At 69.6% G+C, this 15,578-nt stretch carries 20 protein-coding genes; 12 read left to right on the top strand and 8 right to left on the bottom strand.

The window, feature by feature from the left end; genetic code table 11:
* The first annotated feature begins 28 nt into the window (after window positions 1-28).
* A complete protein-coding gene (locus tag PV363_RS08590; RefSeq protein WP_220346728.1) occupies window positions 29-520 on the top strand; it encodes an FBP domain-containing protein in 492 nt (163 codons plus the stop codon).
* On the opposite strand, the gene PV363_RS08595 is transcribed toward PV363_RS08590, so the two are convergent.
* Together PV363_RS08595 and PV363_RS08600 are read right to left on the bottom strand one after the other, a co-directional pair.
* Complete coding sequence (locus PV363_RS08595; RefSeq protein ID WP_301022128.1) at window positions 517-1,125, bottom strand: MBL fold metallo-hydrolase; 609 nt, start codon at window positions 1,123-1,125, stop codon at window positions 517-519. The two genes, PV363_RS08590 and PV363_RS08595, sit on opposite strands and share 4 nt — an antisense overlap.
* Window positions 1,125-2,237, bottom strand: a complete 1,113-nt coding sequence (locus PV363_RS08600) for an S-(hydroxymethyl)mycothiol dehydrogenase (protein WP_220340978.1) — start codon at window positions 2,235-2,237, stop codon at window positions 1,125-1,127. Before PV363_RS08600 ends, PV363_RS08595 begins: the two co-directional genes overlap by 1 nt.
* Window positions 2,238-2,363: 126 nt before the next feature.
* On the opposite strand from PV363_RS08600, the gene PV363_RS08605 reads away from it, so the two are divergent.
* The 4 genes from PV363_RS08605 (at window position 2,364) to PV363_RS08620 (ending at window position 4,809) form a co-directional block, all read left to right on the top strand.
* On the top strand, window positions 2,364-2,708 hold the full coding sequence (locus tag PV363_RS08605) for a metalloregulator ArsR/SmtB family transcription factor (RefSeq protein WP_220340979.1): 345 nt from the start codon (window positions 2,364-2,366) through the stop codon (window positions 2,706-2,708).
* Entirely contained in the window at window positions 2,705-3,169 is a 465-nt protein-coding gene (locus PV363_RS08610) for an SRPBCC domain-containing protein (protein ID WP_220340980.1), read from the top strand. Before PV363_RS08605 ends, PV363_RS08610 begins: the two co-directional genes overlap by 4 nt.
* 49 nt (window positions 3,170-3,218) lie before the next feature.
* A complete protein-coding gene (locus tag PV363_RS08615; RefSeq protein WP_301022129.1) occupies window positions 3,219-3,971 on the top strand; it encodes a DinB family protein in 753 nt (250 codons plus the stop codon).
* Between the two features lie 70 nt (window positions 3,972-4,041).
* A complete protein-coding gene (locus PV363_RS08620; RefSeq protein ID WP_301022130.1) occupies window positions 4,042-4,809 on the top strand; it encodes an SDR family oxidoreductase in 768 nt (255 codons plus the stop codon).
* On the opposite strand, the gene PV363_RS08625 is transcribed toward PV363_RS08620, so the two are convergent.
* The 3 genes from PV363_RS08625 to PV363_RS08635 are packed head-to-tail and all read right to left on the bottom strand — an operon-like array spanning window position 4,810 to window position 6,931.
* A complete protein-coding gene (locus PV363_RS08625; protein ID WP_220340983.1) occupies window positions 4,810-5,379 on the bottom strand; it encodes a DivIVA domain-containing protein in 570 nt (189 codons plus the stop codon).
* A gap of 5 nt (window positions 5,380-5,384) precedes the next feature.
* The gene (locus PV363_RS08630) at window positions 5,385-6,536 is read right to left on the bottom strand and encodes a globin domain-containing protein (RefSeq protein ID WP_220340984.1); all 1,152 of its coding nucleotides are present in this window, start codon (window positions 6,534-6,536) and stop codon (window positions 5,385-5,387) included.
* Between the two features lie 5 nt (window positions 6,537-6,541).
* A complete protein-coding gene (locus tag PV363_RS08635) occupies window positions 6,542-6,931 on the bottom strand; it encodes a group 1 truncated hemoglobin (RefSeq protein ID WP_301022131.1) in 390 nt (129 codons plus the stop codon).
* Window positions 6,932-7,230: 299 nt separating this feature from the next.
* Between PV363_RS08635 and PV363_RS08640 the strand changes: the two genes are divergently transcribed.
* The 6 genes from PV363_RS08640 to PV363_RS08665 all read left to right on the top strand — a co-directional run bounded on the left by PV363_RS08640 (window position 7,231) and on the right by PV363_RS08665 (window position 10,486).
* The gene (locus PV363_RS08640) at window positions 7,231-7,932 is read left to right on the top strand and encodes a GAF and ANTAR domain-containing protein (protein WP_301022132.1); all 702 of its coding nucleotides are present in this window, start codon (window positions 7,231-7,233) and stop codon (window positions 7,930-7,932) included.
* A gap of 119 nt (window positions 7,933-8,051) precedes the next feature.
* Entirely contained in the window at window positions 8,052-8,528 is a 477-nt protein-coding gene (locus PV363_RS08645; RefSeq protein WP_220346734.1) for a hypothetical protein, read from the top strand.
* 125 nt (window positions 8,529-8,653) lie between these two features.
* Window positions 8,654-9,340, top strand: a complete 687-nt coding sequence (locus tag PV363_RS08650; protein WP_301022133.1) for a GAF and ANTAR domain-containing protein — start codon at window positions 8,654-8,656, stop codon at window positions 9,338-9,340.
* Window positions 9,341-9,433: 93 nt separating this feature from the next.
* Entirely contained in the window at window positions 9,434-9,769 is a 336-nt protein-coding gene (locus tag PV363_RS08655) for a DUF427 domain-containing protein (protein ID WP_301022134.1), read from the top strand.
* Between the two features lie 4 nt (window positions 9,770-9,773).
* A complete protein-coding gene (locus PV363_RS08660; protein WP_220365553.1) occupies window positions 9,774-10,250 on the top strand; it encodes an SRPBCC family protein in 477 nt (158 codons plus the stop codon).
* 53 nt (window positions 10,251-10,303) lie between these two features.
* Window positions 10,304-10,486: a CsbD family protein gene (locus PV363_RS08665; RefSeq protein ID WP_308289369.1), complete on the top strand. Its 183-nt coding sequence runs from the start codon at window positions 10,304-10,306 to the stop codon at window positions 10,484-10,486.
* Between the two features lie 116 nt (window positions 10,487-10,602).
* Here PV363_RS08665 and PV363_RS08670 read toward each other — a convergent pair whose 3' ends face one another.
* Complete coding sequence (locus tag PV363_RS08670; RefSeq protein ID WP_301022135.1) at window positions 10,603-11,586, bottom strand: RNA polymerase subunit sigma-70; 984 nt, start codon at window positions 11,584-11,586, stop codon at window positions 10,603-10,605.
* 30 nt (window positions 11,587-11,616) lie between these two features.
* Here PV363_RS08670 and PV363_RS08675 point away from each other — a divergent pair, with 30 nt between their 5' ends.
* Complete coding sequence (locus tag PV363_RS08675; protein WP_301022136.1) at window positions 11,617-12,471, top strand: SgcJ/EcaC family oxidoreductase; 855 nt, start codon at window positions 11,617-11,619, stop codon at window positions 12,469-12,471.
* Between the two features lie 74 nt (window positions 12,472-12,545).
* On the opposite strand, the gene PV363_RS08680 is transcribed toward PV363_RS08675, so the two are convergent.
* Together PV363_RS08680 and PV363_RS08685 are read right to left on the bottom strand one after the other, a co-directional pair.
* Window positions 12,546-13,904, bottom strand: coding sequence for a lipase family protein (locus PV363_RS08680; RefSeq protein ID WP_220340993.1), 1,359 nt, complete (start codon window positions 13,902-13,904; stop codon window positions 12,546-12,548).
* A 297-nt stretch (window positions 13,905-14,201) separates the two neighbouring features.
* Window positions 14,202-15,578: DEAD/DEAH box helicase (locus PV363_RS08685; RefSeq protein WP_301022137.1), on the bottom strand; the 1,377-nt coding region annotated here is incomplete at its 5' end.

Here is a 15,578-nt window from a genome sequence, read left to right on the forward strand (position 1 = left end):
CCCCCGCCCCCAGCCGTGAGAGTCCGTCATGCATCCCGTCACCGAGTCCGAGATCCGCTCATCGTTCGTGAACGCCTCGCGTCGAGAGGCGACCCAGGCGCCTGTGCCTCCGTCCCTCGACGAGGTGGACTGGGACTCCCGCGACTTCCTCGGCTGGGTTGATCCCAAGGCGCCACGGCGCGCCTACGCCGTCGTCCCCACCGCCGAGGGTCTCGTCGGCCTGCTGCTCCGGACGGCCCAGACGACCGGGCATCGGCCTGCCATCTGCACGTGGTGCGAGGACGTCAAGGCGACCGAGGACGTCGTGCTCTACGTCGCCAAGCGGTCGGGGTCGTCGGGTCGCAACGGCAACACCGTCGGCACGCTCGTGCATGCCGACCTCTCCTGCTCCGGGCACGCGAGGCGTCGGCCGACCCGCGCCGAGGGAGCCGGCGACCCGGACGCGTTCGTCGCGCGCCGGGTCGCCGGTCTCCGCGAGCGCACGGTCCGCTTCGCCGAGCGGGTGCGCGACGCGACCTAGTCGGTCATCCCTGCCTTCTCGGCGGCGATCGTCGTGTCGTCACCGTGGCCGGTGTGCACGACGGTGTCCTCCGGGAGGGTGAACAACGTGGATCGGATCGACTCGCGGATGACGTCGGCGTCGGAGTACGACCGTCCGGTCGCGCCGGGGCCGCCCTGGAAGAGCGTGTCGCCGGTGAAGACGCAGCCGATGTCCTCGGCGTAGAGGCAGACCGCACCCGGCGCGTGTCCCGGCGTGTGCAGGACGCGCAGCTCGGTCCCGCCGACCGTGATCGTGTCGCCGTCGGCGAGATCGACGTCCCACGTGGTGTCGGGATGGGTGAGCTCCCAGAGCGGCCGGTCGGCCGGGTGCAGCATGATCGGGGCGCCCACCCGCTCGCGGAGGGCGGGGGCCACCCGGACGTGGTCGTCGTGAGCGTGGGTGCACACGATCGCGGTCACCGTCCGGTCACCGACGACGGCGAGGATGTCCTCCACGGAGTGTGGGGCGTCGATCACCACGCACTCCCGATCGTCCCCGACCACCCAGATGTTGTTGTCGACCTCGAAGGTCTCCCCGTCCAGGCTGAAGGTGCCGGACGCGACGGCGTGGTCCACGCGGGCCATCAGAGGATCACCACCGAGCGGAGCACGTCGCCGTCGTGCATGCGGGCGAAGGCGGCCTCGACGTCGCCGATCCCGATCTCCTCGGTGACGAACGCGTCGAGGTCGAGCCGGCCCTGCCGATAGAGGTCGACCAGCATCGGGAAGTCGCGCGACGGCAGGCAGTCGCCGTACCAGCTCGACTTCAGCGCGCCGCCGCGACTGAACATCTCCACCAGCGGGATGTCAGGAAGCGTCATGTCGGGCGTGGGCACGCCCACCAGGACGACGGTGCCGGCGAGGTCGCGAGCGTAGAACGCCTGCTTCCACGTCTCGGGACGACCGACGGCCTCGATCACGAGGTCGGCTCCCTCGGCACCCTCGTACACCTCGCCGACGATCTCGCGGATCGCCTCGACCGGATCGGTCGTCGAGGAGTCCACGGTGTGGGTCGCGCCGAGCCTGCGGGCAGCCTCCAGCTTCTTGGCGTCGATGTCGACGGCGATGACGGGCGATGCGCCGGCGAGCGCCGCACCGGCGATCGCGGCGACGCCGACACCTCCGCACCCGATGACGGCCACCGAGCGGCCCCGCGTGGCACCTCCGGTGTTGATGGCGGCACCGATGCCGGCCATCACCCCACATCCCAGGAGGCCCACGGCGGCAGGACGAGCCGACGGGTCGACCTTGGTGCACTGGCCGGCGGCGACGAGGGTCTTCTCCGCGAACGCGCCGATGCCGAGCGCGGGGGTCAGCTCCGTGCCCGCGTCGGGGCCCTCGGCAAGCGTCATCTTCTGGGTGGCGTTGTGCGTGTCGAAGCAGTACTGGAGGTCGCCGCGCTTGCACGCACGGCACTCGCCGCAGACGGCCCGCCAGTTGAGGACCACGAAGTCTCCGGGGGCCACGCTCGTCACGTCAGGTCCGACCGCCTCGACGACGCCGGCCGCCTCGTGGCCCAGCAGGAAGGGGAACTCGTCGTTGATCCCGCCCTCCCGGTAGTGGAGGTCGGTGTGACAGACGCCGCAGGCCTGGACGGCGACCACCGCCTCGCCGGGTCCGGGGTCGGGGACGTTGATCGTCGTCACCTCGACCGGCTCGCCCTTGGCGCGTGCGATCACTGCCTTCACCTGCTGCATGTCTCTTCCTTCGCTTGCCGAACCATCCCCTCTCGAAGATCTCATGCGGGTCCACGCCGTACCGAGCGAGGTGGCGCGCCGGCCCGGGCTTGACGTGTGACCATTTGGTCACATAACGTCGAGGGCGTGAGAGACGACGACATCGACGAGGTGGTGTTCCGGGCCCTGGCCGACGGCACGCGTCGGCGCCTGCTGGACCTGCTCTTCGCGCGGGACGGGCGCACGCTGACGGAGCTGGAGGAAGAGTTCGAGATGACCCGGTTCGGTGTGATGAAGCATCTCAAGGTGCTCGTGGAGGCCGGCCTGGTCGTCACGCGCAAGGAGGGACGCTCCACCCTGCACTTCCTCAACCCGGTGCCGATCCGGTTGGTCCACGACCGCTGGATCGACAAGTTCACCGAGCAACGGGTCGCCGCTCTCTCAGACCTCAAGGCCAGGCTCGAAGACAACCGTTCGCAGGAGGGCACATGAGCACCATCGGCAACACGCAGGACGCGCAGGCGACGACCGTGCAGGTCTATCAGATCCTCGTCAAGACGACCCCCGAGAAGCTCTGGGAGGCGCTCGTCTCGCCCCAGTTCACCGCGCAGTACTTCTACGGCGCCCGCATCTCCGTGACGCCGGAGGGCTACGAGGCCTACGGCTCCGACGGTTCGTCGTGGGGTGACACCGAGGTGATGGTGTTCGATCCGCCACGACGTCTCGTCCACGGCTGGACGTCGGCGTACGACCCGGAGCTCGCGTCGGAGCCGCTCAGTCGCGTCACGTGGGAGATCGAGCCACGAGACTCCGGAGTGTGCCTGCTGACGGTGGTCCACGACCAGCTGGAGCAGTCGCCGGGCACCGCGAGGAGTGTGGCCGGGGTCGGTTGGATGACCGTCCTGTCCGGGCTCAAGACGCTGCTCGAGACGGGGGAGCCCCTCCAGTCGTAGCCCGCATCGCGCCTTGTGGAACGGAAGACCGTTGCGCAAGACTTGCTCGGTGGCTGCTGAGTACGAGAAGAGCGACCAGTTCCGTGGCGCCCGGATCTCCGAGTCCGACCTCTCCGGTCTGGAGGTCCGCGACTGCGCGGTCGATGGGCTGAAGATCGTCGACTGCTACGGGGAGGACGTCTATGTCGGCGGTCAGTTCACACGCATCGTCGTCAACGACGTCGACGTCGCCGCGTACGTCCAGGGCGAGCTCGACGAGCGGCAGCCCGAGCGGGTCCTCGCCCGGGGCGCCGTCACTCCGGCCGACTACCAGGCCGCCTGGGACGCCATCGAGGCGATGTGGGCTGTGACGGTCGATCGCGCCAGGCTGATGCCGCAGTCGGCGTTGCACGAGCGCGTCGATGGTGAGTGGTCGTTCGTCGAGACTCAGCGCCACCTGCTGTTCGCCACGGATGCCTGGCTCGGCAACGCCGTGCTCGAGCAGGAGGCGCCGTACCATCCGCTGGGGCTTCCTTCCAGCGGGATGCCGGCCGATGTCGCATCCGCGCTGGGGCTGACGCTCGACGCCACGCCGTCGCTCGACCAGGTGCTCGCTGCGCGGTCCGAGCGCATGGCTTCGGTGCGGCGCCTCGTCGACGGGCTGACCGAGGCCGAGCTGGACCGGGTCTGCCGGCGCAAGCCCGCGGACCCGTACCCCGACCACGAGTACGTCGTACGGCGCTGCCTCGGAGTGGTGCTCGGCGAAGAGGTCGAGCACCACCGCTACGCGGTGCGCGACCTCGACACCCTCGCACGCTCCTGATCACCGCTCCACGAACGTCCCCACGTCCGCGACGGTTGCCCTTCTGACCACGACCCGACAGGGTTCCGTCATGACACATGCGATCGTGACAGGTGCGGCAAGCGACATCGGGCAGGCCATCGCCCGAACCCTGGCGGCCGAAGGCGCGCACGTCGTGCTGGCCGACCGTGACCTCGACACGGTCCAGGCGGTGGCTGACGACCTCGACGGCGCGGAGGCCGTCGGTCTGGACCTGCGGTCCGCCGACGAGGTCCGCCAGGTCGCCTCCGACCTGGTCCGGCGCCTCGGGCCTCCTGACCGCCTCGTCAACGGAGCGGCTACCTGCAGCGGGGAGCCCTTCGAGACCATCGACGAGGCGACCTGGTCACAGGACCTCGACGTCGTCCTCGGAGGGACGTTCCGACTCTGCCAGGCACTGCTCCCGGCGATGCGCGAGGCCGGTCGTGGCTCGGTCGTCAACATCGCCTCGGTGAACGGGCACGCCTATTTCGGCACCGACATCTACAGCGCAGCCAAGGCCGGGGTGCTCAACCTCACCCGCACCCTCGCCGTCCAGTACGGGCCGCACGGTGTCCGCGTCAACTCGGTGTCACCCGGGACGGTCATCAACGCCGTACGCCGGAGGCAGCTGGCGGCCGATCCCCACGCGCTCGACGAGGCCACCGGCTGGTACCCGCTGCAGCGGGTGGGCGTGCCGCAGGACGTCGCGGACGCGGTGGCCTTCCTCCTCTCCGACCGTGCGAGCTGGATCACCGGCACCGACCTGCGGGTCGACGGTGGACTGCTTGCCGGCATGCGCGGGCTCGCCGACGCCCTCGGCTCCGGCGAGCCCGGATAGTCACGGTCCGACCGGTGGCTCGAGACGCTTCTGCGTCGTCTCGAGCTTCGGCATCTCGCCCAGCGCGTCGACCTGCTCGGTCAGCGCGTCGAGCACGGACCGGAGCTGGATCTGCGCGACCTTCGCGAACGTGCGGACGTACTCGATCTCGGGGATCGGGTGGTCGTAACGGGTGCCCTCGGTCGTCTGTGCCAGCGGCTCGACCTTGCGGACGGCCTCGGTCGCGGCGTCGTGCGCGTCTCGGACGATGTCGCGCTGCTGCGCCCGTGCCGACATCATGAGGTCGCGCGCGTGCGTGACCGCCTCGTCGATGAGGCTGTCGGCGACCTTCTGGGCCTCGGCGAACATGATGACGGCCTGGGCGCTGATCGGCTCGCTGTGCTTCTCCTCCTCCTTGGTGCGGAGGTCGGCGCGCAGCCTCGCGTTGTCCTCCTCGAGGCGCTGGACGGCCATGGCGAGCTGGCTCAGGTAGTCACCGACCTCTTGCTCGTCGAGCCCGCGCCGACGGACCGTGAAGGTGGCTTGACGGATCTCTGACGAGATTCTGCTGGTATCCGTGGGGGTCGTCATGGCTGTTACCCGTCCTTTGCCGTGTCGCGCGGTCGGTAGCCGCCTTCGCCGAAGTCCTCGTAACGGATGTCGCTGGGCGGGATCCCCGCGGAGACGAGCTGAGGGACGGTGTTCTCGACCATCCCGCGTGACCCGCAGACGAACGCCCGGTAGCCTCGCCAGCCGCCGCGCGCCGCCGCGACGTGGCCCACGGTGCCACGCTGGCCCCGGTAGGTCGTGTCGTCGGAGACGGCTGCGTCGTAGGAGAACCACGGACGCTTCGTCATCTCGCGCATCGCCTCGTCGTCGTAGAGGTTCCACGGCATGCGCGCACCGTGGAACAGGTGGACCTTCGGGCCACGTCCCGTCTGGCGCCAGTAGGCGTCGACCTCTTCGATGACCGCCTTCATCGGGGCGAGGCCTGTGCCTCCGGCGACCAGGAGGAGGTCTCGCGTCGGATCCTCCAGCGTCAGAGCGACACCGACGGCAGCACTCATCCGGACGGTGTCACCACGCTGCAGGTCCTTGACGATGGCGCTGCTGACCTGCCCGCCGTCGACGATCTGCACGTGCAGATCGATGGAGCTGTCGTCGCGCGGCGCGTTCGCCGGGCTGTAGTAACGCCACAGACGAGGACGCTGGGGAACCTCGACGGCGATCGACTGACCAGGCCGGTACGGGAGACGCTGGTCGAGCCGGAGCCGGACGACCGCGACGTCGAGCGTGCGTCGCTCCACGTCGACGACCTCCGCGTCCCACCACGAAGGCGTGGTCTTGGCCGACTCCTCGGCTCCTTGGACCATCGTCTTGGCGATCACGCCGTACGCCGCGGCCCAGTCCGCCGCCAGCTCGTCCGTCCACTGCTCGCCGAGGAAGTGCTTGAGGGTCGCGAGGAGGGAGCCGCCGACGGCGTTGTACTGGTCAGGGGAGACCCGGAAGCGACGGTGGTCGCTCCCGAGCTGTCCGAGCACGGGCACGACGTTCTCGAGGCTGTCGACGTTGCTGACGACGGTGCCGAGCGCCGTCACGAGCTTGTCCCGCTGCGCGGACATCGAGACGGGGAACATCGACCGGACGTCGGGGTGGGACAGGAAGAGGTGCGAGTAGAAGAAGAGCGGGACGTCGTCGCCGTGCTTGGCGACGTACGCCCAGCTCTCCTTGAGTGCTGCTGGATCCACGCCGGTCAGCTCTCCTGACTGACGATGTCCGGCTCGACCGCGACGAGCGTGCCGCCGAGCGTCGCGATGATGTCGTCGGGGACGCCTGCCTCGGTGAGGGCCGCGACCAGATGCTTCGTCACGAGCGCGTACGCCTCGTGGGTGATGTTGAGGCCGACGTGTGCGTCCCGCAGCTCACGGCCGGTGTACTCGACCGGTCCACCGAGAAGGTGGGAGATCAGGTGCACTTGGTGCTGCTTCAGCGTGGGGAGGTCGGCGTTGGCGAAGTAGGGAGCCAGCTGCGGGTCGGCGATGACGAGCTCGTAGAAACGATCGACCACCACGCGGACAGCACTTCCACCGCCAACGCGCGCGTAGGGCGTCTCCTCGTTCAGAGCTGTGTCGACGTCGGTCATGCGAAGCTCCCTTCTGCACGGCCGACTCCGATTGCGGCACGCGCGTTCGGCCGCCTGTATAGCAGTCATTTCATCGCGCGGTAAAGCCGCTGTTCATGGCGAAGTACGACGCGGGCACCGTCGCAACGCGCTGGCCTGCGGTGATGGCGGCTCCCGCGGGATGAGGCGGCCGGCGGGTATGGGTCCGGTCACACGTGCGTGCGTCCTGGCGTCTCTGCTCCACAACGGTCCGGACACAGATTCCGATGTCGCCAGACCACGGTCTACCGGGGCGATGACAGCACGGAGTAATCTGAGTCGTGCTCTCCAACACCCCCTCGGGCGCTCTCGGCGACCTGGCTATGGCGGCGCGCGACATCGACGCGGCCGAGACCGTCGACTCCGTCGCTCAGCAGTCGGTCGAGTTCGTCGCGACCTACATCGGCGGCTGTGCGGCCGCAAGCATCACCTTCGCCGGCCGAGAGTCCTTCGAGAGTCTCGCCGAGAGCGACTCGTTGGCTCTGCGGGCCGACCAGCTCCAGGCCGAGCTCGGCGAGGGTCCGTCGCTCGATGCCGTGGTCGAGACCCCGACGGTCTACGCGGCCGACCTGGCACACGACCCCCGGTGGCCGCTGTGGGCCGGCAGCGTCGTGCACGACCTCGGTGTCCGCAGCATCGTCAGCTATCGCCTCTTCACCAGCGACGAGACGATCGGAGCGCTCAACCGCTCCGGCAAAGAGGTCGACGCCTTCGACGACGAGGCGAGGGAGCTGGGCTATCTCGCCGCCACCCAGATCGCGGTCGTGATCTCGTCGACCCGCAAGGAGCAGAGCTTCCGGTCGGCGCTGGCGACCCGAGTCGCCATCGGGCAGGCGCAGGGAATGCTGATGGAACGCTTCGGCCTCTCGGCCGACCAGGCGTTCAACGTCCTGCGCCGTGCGTCGACGAGCCACGACGTCCCGCTGCGCGAGATCGCTGACGAGCTCATCAGGACGCGCGAGCTTCCCGCCGACGTCGAGTAGTCGCCGTACGGACGCACGGCGGTCGGTGCGTGCCATCCCAGAAACAATTCGTACACATGTGTCCGAGTTGGTGTTACCTTGATCTCGTACACACGCGTACGAGTTGAGGGGGGATCCTCATGACGTCCCAGCATCACGGTGGCGCGTCCGTCACCGCCGAAGCCGAGCGCCCGCTCTCGTGGTGGCGGCGTCCGGCCTGGACGTTCACCCGTCACTACCTGGAGATGATCGTGGCCATGCTTGTCGGCATGGCGGCCCTCTACCCCCTGTGGAGCGTCCTGGCCGGGTCGACCGCCGTCTCCGCGTGGGCCTCGCGCCCCGACGTCGACGCGACGGCGATGGCGACGGCGATGAGCATCACGATGGTGGCGTGGATGCGGTTCCATCGCGCCCGCCTCCAGCTCGTCGTGGAGATGACCCTCGCCATGTACGCCGGGTTCTGGGTGCTGTTCCCGCTGCTGTGGGCCGGTGTGCTCGCCGAGATGGGTCTGATGATGCTGGGGCACGTGCTGATGCCCCTCTTCATGCTGGTCGCGATGCTGCTGCGACGAAGCGAGTACGCCTACGGCCACATGCACGCGGCCGACCCTGCCTGACCCAGCGCCAGCCTCCGGAGCCGCGTGCCGATGACGACGCGCCGCGGCGAAGGTGATAGAAAATATGTGCTGCTTAGACTGCCAGGCAGATCCCGGGGACAAGTCTGTTCAGGAGCGGCTGCGGTATGGAAGATGCGCGCCTCGACCATCAAGAGCTGGTCGAGATCGTCGAGGAGCTGCATGCCGCTGATTCCCTCGAGGAGACGGCCGAGCAGGTCATCGCGTACCTCTGCGAGACACTCGAGATGGATGCGGCGGGTGTGACGCTGTTGCGCGGCAACAGCCGCCTCGAGACGGTGGCCGCCACCAGCGACCTGGTCGTGGAGGTCGACGAGATCCAGGAGAAGTGCCAGGAAGGCCCGTGGCTCAGCTCCGACTGGGACCAGACCCTCCGTGTCGGCGACCTGGGTCGAGAGACGCGGTGGCGCGACTGGACCTCCGGCCTGTCCGAGCGCGGTTTCAAGAGTCTGCTCGCCGTCGGGCTCCCGATCCAGGGACGCCGGATCGGTGTGGTCTCGCTCTACTCCTGCGTTCCTCGGTTCTTCGACGAGGACGACAGCGCGCTGGCGCACCTCTTCGCCCGGCACGCAGCGGTAGCCCTCGTCCGGGCCGACCGTGAGGCTCACCTGCAGCTCGCGCTCGACTCCCGCAAGCTGATCGGTCAGGCACAGGGGATCCTGATGGAGCGGTTCGGTCTCGACGAGCCGCGGGCGTTCGAGGTCCTCAAGCGCTACTCGCAGCACCACAACCTCCGGTTGCGCAGGGTCGCGGAGATGCTGGTGCAGACGCGCGCCCTCCCTCCGATGGTCTGACCGGGGCTCGACCGGAATACGCCGGTCGTACTGGCGGTTGGCGCTGAGATGAGCCGCAGACGCCGTCTTCCCGATGCTCTTCATCCGATCTCCGTGGAACCGACACCCTCAAGGGTCCGGGTCCTGGTCGGTGACACCGTCGTCGCCGACACGACCGCCGCTCTGACGCTGCGGGAGTCGACCTATCCGCCGGTCGTCTACGTCCCTCGGTCCGACCTCGACGCGTCGGTGGTGTCTCCGACCGACACGTCCACCTACTGCCCGTTCAAGGGCACGGCGAGCTATGTCTCGATCACCACTCCCGAAGGCATCGTCGAGGATGCCGGGTGGACGTACCCCGGGCCTTATGACGCCGTCGCGAGCATCCGCGGGCACGTGGCGTTCTATCCCGACCGGGTCACGGTCGAGGTCGAGCACACGGCCGGCTGAGACCATGGGACGCACCGACTCGGCCTCTCGCACTGTCGCGGCACCGCCGCAGCGGGTCTACGACGCGTTGACCGATCCGGAGGCGCGCGTCGCGTGGCTCCCGCCCGACGGCATGACCGCCCGAATCGACCGGTACGACCTCCGGCCGGGCGGGTCCTACCGGATGGTGCTGACCTACGACGACGTCACCACCGTCACCGGCAAGGCGACCGCCGACTCCGACGTCGTCGAGGCCCGCTTCGTCGAGCTCGTGCCGGGTGCGCGAGTCGTCGAGGCCGTGGAGTTCCCGTCGGACGATCCCGCGTACGCCGGGACGATGACGATGACCTGGACGATCGCGTGGACGGGGAGCGGGACGCGCGTCGAGGTTCGTGCCGACGACGTGCCGGCGGGCATCTCCGCCGCCGACCACCGCGCCGGGCTGGCCTCGTCCTTGGCGAACCTGGCCGCGTACGCGGAGGGGACCTCGCGCGATGTGTGAGACCGCCTCCCACGGGGCACCATGGGAGGACCGAGCAGGATCAACCGAAGGGGATGACCTCGATGGGTCTCGACGACAAGCTGAAGAACACCGGTGAGGACGCCAAGGGCAAGGCCAAGGAGGCCGCCGGCAAGGCGCGGGGCGATGAGTCCCAGGAGGCCGAGGGCAAGACCGACCAGAGCAAGAGCGACCTGAAGCAGGCCGGCGAGAACGTCAAGGACGCCTTCAAGAAGTAGCCCGCCGGTCCGCTCCAGCTCCCGTCCCGTCCCCGATTCGTGCAGTTGGTCAAGGTAGTTCCATCCGAAACCTTGATGAGGTGCACAAATCGCGGGCGGGACGGTTGCGTGCGGGCTCACGCGGGGAGCGTCGTCGGCAGGCCGAACGCGGCGAAGTCCGCATCGAGAAAGCTGACGACCTCCCGTACGGAGCCGTCCGCCACGCTGAGGACGTCCAGCCCTGCGGGTCGGAAGTCTCCGTGCTGGGCGTCGAACATGTACGTCGCGAAGGCGAGCTGACCGTTGGCCTCGGTCCTCAGGAACCGCCACCTCGCCTGGAGGGGACCGTCTCGCAGGAAGGCGGCGACCGAGGCTGAGCCGAGGTACCAGCGCGGCTCAGGCGGCATGGCGTAGCGCACGTCCTCGGCGAGCAGGGCGACGATCTGGTCGACGTCGCCGGCCTCCCATGCGCGGGTGTAGCGCTCAGCCAACGCGTCGAGACCGGCGTCGTCGCTCGTGGAGCTCGGCGCCGGCAACCCGTCGGCGACCGCTGCGCGGGCGCGTTGCAGAAGGCTGGTGACCGCCGGCACGCTGAGGTCGAGGATGCCGGCGACCTCGGCCGCCCTGAAGGCGAGGACGTCACGCAGCAGAAGCACGGCGCGCTGTGCCGCAGGGAGGGTCTGCAGCGCAGCGACGAATGCCAGCCGTACGGTCTCCCGATCGATCGCTTGCTCCTCGGGCGTCGACCCGAGCCAGCTCCCCGGCAGCGGCTCGAGCCAGGACACCTCGGCGTCACCGGCGGCGAGCGTCATCGGAAGCTCACGTCGACCGCGCCGGTCGATCATGGTCAGACACCGGTTGCTCGCGATGCGATAGAGCCAGGCCCGCAGGTGCCGGCCGTCGAACCGGTCGAGACCCTGCCAGGCGCGCAGCAGCGTCTCCTGCCGGGCGTCCGCCGCGTCCGCGGTCGATCCGAGCATCCGGTAGCAGTGGAGAAGCAGCTCGCGGTCGTACGGCGCGACCAGCCTGGCGAACGCGTCGGCGTCGCCGGCACGCGCGCTCGTGAGGTCGGTGTCGGGCTCGGCGCGATGAGTTCCGGTCTGCGCCGGGGTTCCTTCCACGAACCCAGACTTGCAGACCGGAGGCAACCGATGGAACACGAATCCGACATCCGCTCCGTGATCACCCGCTGGATCGACGCGGTCGACCGCGGGACCGATCTCGAGGCGGTGCTGGCCGACCACACCGACGACATCGTCATGTTCGACGTCCCGCCGCCGTACGAGGGCGTCCGGGGCATGAAGGCGTACGAGGCGTCGTGGAGCGACTTCCTCGCCTGGCAGCGAGGCGACGGCCAGTTCGTGCTGGAGTCGCTCGAGGTCACCGCGGGAGACGACGTCGCCTTCGCGCACGGTCTCGTGCTCTGCCGCGCGCGAGGATCCCACGACGAGCACCCAGACCAGCGGCTCCGCCTCACGCTCGGGCTGCGAAGGGTCGACGGACGGTGGCTCATCGCCCACGAGCACCACTCGTTCACCGAGGACAGCGGACGTCGTGACTCGGAGGGGGAGGCCGAGGTCGCTGCCGTGCTGAGGCGCTGGCACGAGGACACCGCCGCCAAGGATCTCGACGCGATGATGGCTGGCATCGCCCAGGACGTGACGTCGTACGAGCTCGAGGAGCCTCTCCTGCTGCGCGAGCTGGAGGACGTCCGTGAGAGCTGTCGTCGCGGGTTGGAGGCGACAACCGGTCGGATCGACTTCGACGTGGTCGATCCCCAGATCGTCGTCCGCGGTGACCTCGCAGCGGTGTGGTCCCTGGACCGGGTCGCGGTCACGCAGGATGGTGACGACGACGAGGCCACCACCTGGTCGCGTGCGACCCGTGTCTTCCGCCGGAGGGACGGGCGGTGGCTGCTGGTCCACCAGCACCTCTCGTACCCGCTCGCGGCGGGGACCGATCGGGTCCGGTTGGACCTCCGCCCCGTCCCCGATGTGTGCAGCTGATCAAGGACTCCGGCACCGAGAACCAGGCTGAAGTGCACACATCGGGGACGGGGACGGGAGGGGACGGGAGGGGATCAGGGCATGATCGGCAGGAACCGGCAGTTGGACCGCGCCGGCTTGCCCGCGAGGCGGTCGGTCACCCACGAGATGGCCTGGCCCTGATCCTCGAGCATCGGCAAGAAGTGGTTGGGGAGCACCAGCTTGTTGCCGAGGTTCGGGAGGTAGACAGGCTCGTAGGTGACATTGGCGCCCTTGGCGCACCAGTCGACGGCGAGCTGTCGAGCCTGACGGTGAGGCACCGTGTCGTCGGCGACGCCGGTGGCGACGCGGACCGGGGCGGTCGGGCGCAGCCGGCCGATGCGCTGCTTGTCGATGGCCGCCTGGACCGCCGGCTCACGCGCGACGACGTCGCCGAGCGAGATGCCCTGCTTGGTCCAGCTCCTGGTCTTGGTGAAGCCGTGGGCGAAGATCGCGTCCCCGACGCACCGGGTCGACACGTCCTCCAGTGCGGCGCGGCCCTTGTCGTTGATATAGGCGTCGATGATCGGCCGCAGCGCCGGCTCGCTCTGGGCGAGACCGTTGACGGTCCATCCGGCGGCTGCCGCGAGGGCACTCCCGTCGATGCCGGGGAGCACCTTCACCAGGTCGGCCGGCGGCGCGCCGGAGTACACGCCGGAGAGGGTGACGTCCGGGGCGTACGAGGGCTGCAGCTCCGCCGCGGCGGCCGTGGCTCCGCCGCCCTGGCTGTAGCCGTACAGACCCACGGGCGAGGCGTCGGTCACCGACGCCGAGTCGAGTCCACGAGCGGCGCGCACAGCGTCGAGCACGGCGTGCCCCTCGTCGACGCGGTTCACGTAGGTGTGCAGCCGGTCGGTGGCGCCGAGCCCGACGTAGTCGGTGACCGCGACCGCGACGCCCTTGGCGAGCAGGCGGTACGTCGCCAGGTTCTCGTAGCCGACCGACACGGTGCCCTCGGTGAGGTTGAGCGCCACCGGGTTCTCCAGCGCGAGAGAGGCCGCGCACTGGTCGCCCTGCCCGAGCGTGCCGGGCGCCAGGACGACGAGCGGACGAGGCCCGGTGCCCGTCCACCGCGCTGACGGCTCGATGTAGGCGCCGGTGACCGCGACGGGCTGCCCGTTGGAGTCGGTCGACTTGTACATCAGGCGGGTCGCCGTCCCCGGGAGCGGGCCGTTGAGGCCGGGCAGGCTCAGCCCGAGCTTCAGCGGCGCGGTACGGATCAGCGCTCCGTCGGCCGACGGCAGGGAGCTCGGCGGGTTGTAGAAGGCGGGGATGGTGATCCCTCGGGACACCACCTCGTCGTCGGCTGCTGCCGGAGCGGCGGTGCCGAGGCCGCCGAGCAGGGTCAGCGCGGCGACGGCGGCGACGAATCGGCCGCCTCGGCCGGCAGGGAAGAAGGGTCTCGAACGCTTCATGGGACTCGCTCCTGTGTCGGTGGCTTGTGAAGCACGTCCGACTGCGTCGCTCGCCGGGGCGCCGGCGTTCGAGAGGGAGGGCGGTCTGGGACGCAGAGCCCGAGCCGCAGGGGCCCTGCGCGGTGGCGAGGGGCCTGGGTCTTCGGTGGTGCCCGGCCGCGGAGGTCGTCCGTGCCAGAGGCGTCGCCCCGCGCGCGGAGCGAGTCGTTCGTTGCGGTAGACGGAGTCTAGATCGTCGTAGCGCCGGGCGACAAGCAACGTGTCACCCAGCGTTACGACGTCACGCTCGTACGGCCGTCAGTCGCCCCGCTCCTCCAGCGCGTCGGTGAGCAGCCCGACGAGAGCCTCGAGCTGGACGTCGGCCGACGCCTTCTCGTCGAGGGCCTCGCCGTCCAGCGCCGTCGCGGCCAGCGCGGCCTTCGAGTCGATCAGCTCGGCGACCTTCGCGTCGATCGTCTGTGCGCCGATGATCCGCCACGCGGTGACCGGCTCGGCCTGACCGATGCGGTGCACGCGGTCGATCGCCTGCGTCTGCTCGGCGTCGGTCCACGAGAGCTCGGCGAGCACCACGTTGGACGCGACCTGAAGGTTGACGCCGACGCCGGCGGCGGTCAGCGAGCACACGATCACCGCGACGTCGGGGTCGTTCACGAACGCGTCGATGTCGCGCTGGCGCTGCGTCGACGTCTGGTCGCCGCGGATGGTGGCGTAGCGGAGTCCGCGCTTGGCGAGCGTCTCCTCCGCGACGTCCATGACGTCGAGGTGCTTGGCGAAGAACACGACCTTGCCGACGCTGCGAGCGAGCTGCGCGGTGTAGTCGGCGGCGAGACCCGCCTTGGCCAGACCGATCCGGCGCATCATCCCGAACACGTTGCCGGTCTCGTTCGTGTCTTCCTCGCGCTCCCACTTGGCGACGAGACGGACGAGCTCGCGGTCGATCCCGTCGACGACCTTGCCGGCCGCGCGGTGCTCCAGCGCGTTGTCGTACCGGGCGACCATCCGGCGGGCGAGCACGCGCTCGGCCTCACGGATAGAACGTCCCGTCTCGCCGTCGAGCTCGACCGGGATGTCGGCGATACGACGCGCCGGGATGTCGGCGGCCACGTCGATCTTGCGGCGGCGGACGATACCGAGGTCGACGACGCACCTGCGGGCGGCGGCGTAGAAGCCGGGCTCGCCCGGCTCCAGCCCGGTCTCCTCCAGCGCCGCCATGAGCTCGGCCTCGGGCTTGCGGTCGTCGATCCAGCCCAGGAACTGCCAGATCGCCCGGAAGTCCTCGATGTCGTTGATCAACGGCGTGCCCGTGAGCGCCATGAGCAGCGGCCGGGCGGTCCGGGCGCGGATCCGCTCGGAGAGCTCGAGCGCGTGCTGGGAGCGTTGGGACTTGCGGTTCTTGATGAAATGGGCCTCGTCGACCACCATGCCGCGGAAGCCGTGCTCACCGAGCCAGCCGATGTGGCGGTCGAGGACCTCGTAGTTGACGACGACGATGTCGGCGAACCCGTCGATCGTGGTGCCGTCACCGTGGATGACGGTGGCGGTGCGCCGCGGGGTCCACAGCTGCGCCTCCCGCGCCCAGTTGATCTTGACGACGTTGGGAGCGACCACGAGCAGGGGATAGGCGTCGGCCGACTGGGCCGCGAGCAGCGCCTGCGCCGTCTTGCCGAGCCCGGG

The organism is Mumia sp., from assembly GCF_028803055.1.
Classification (GTDB): domain Bacteria; phylum Actinomycetota; class Actinomycetes; order Propionibacteriales; family Nocardioidaceae; genus Mumia.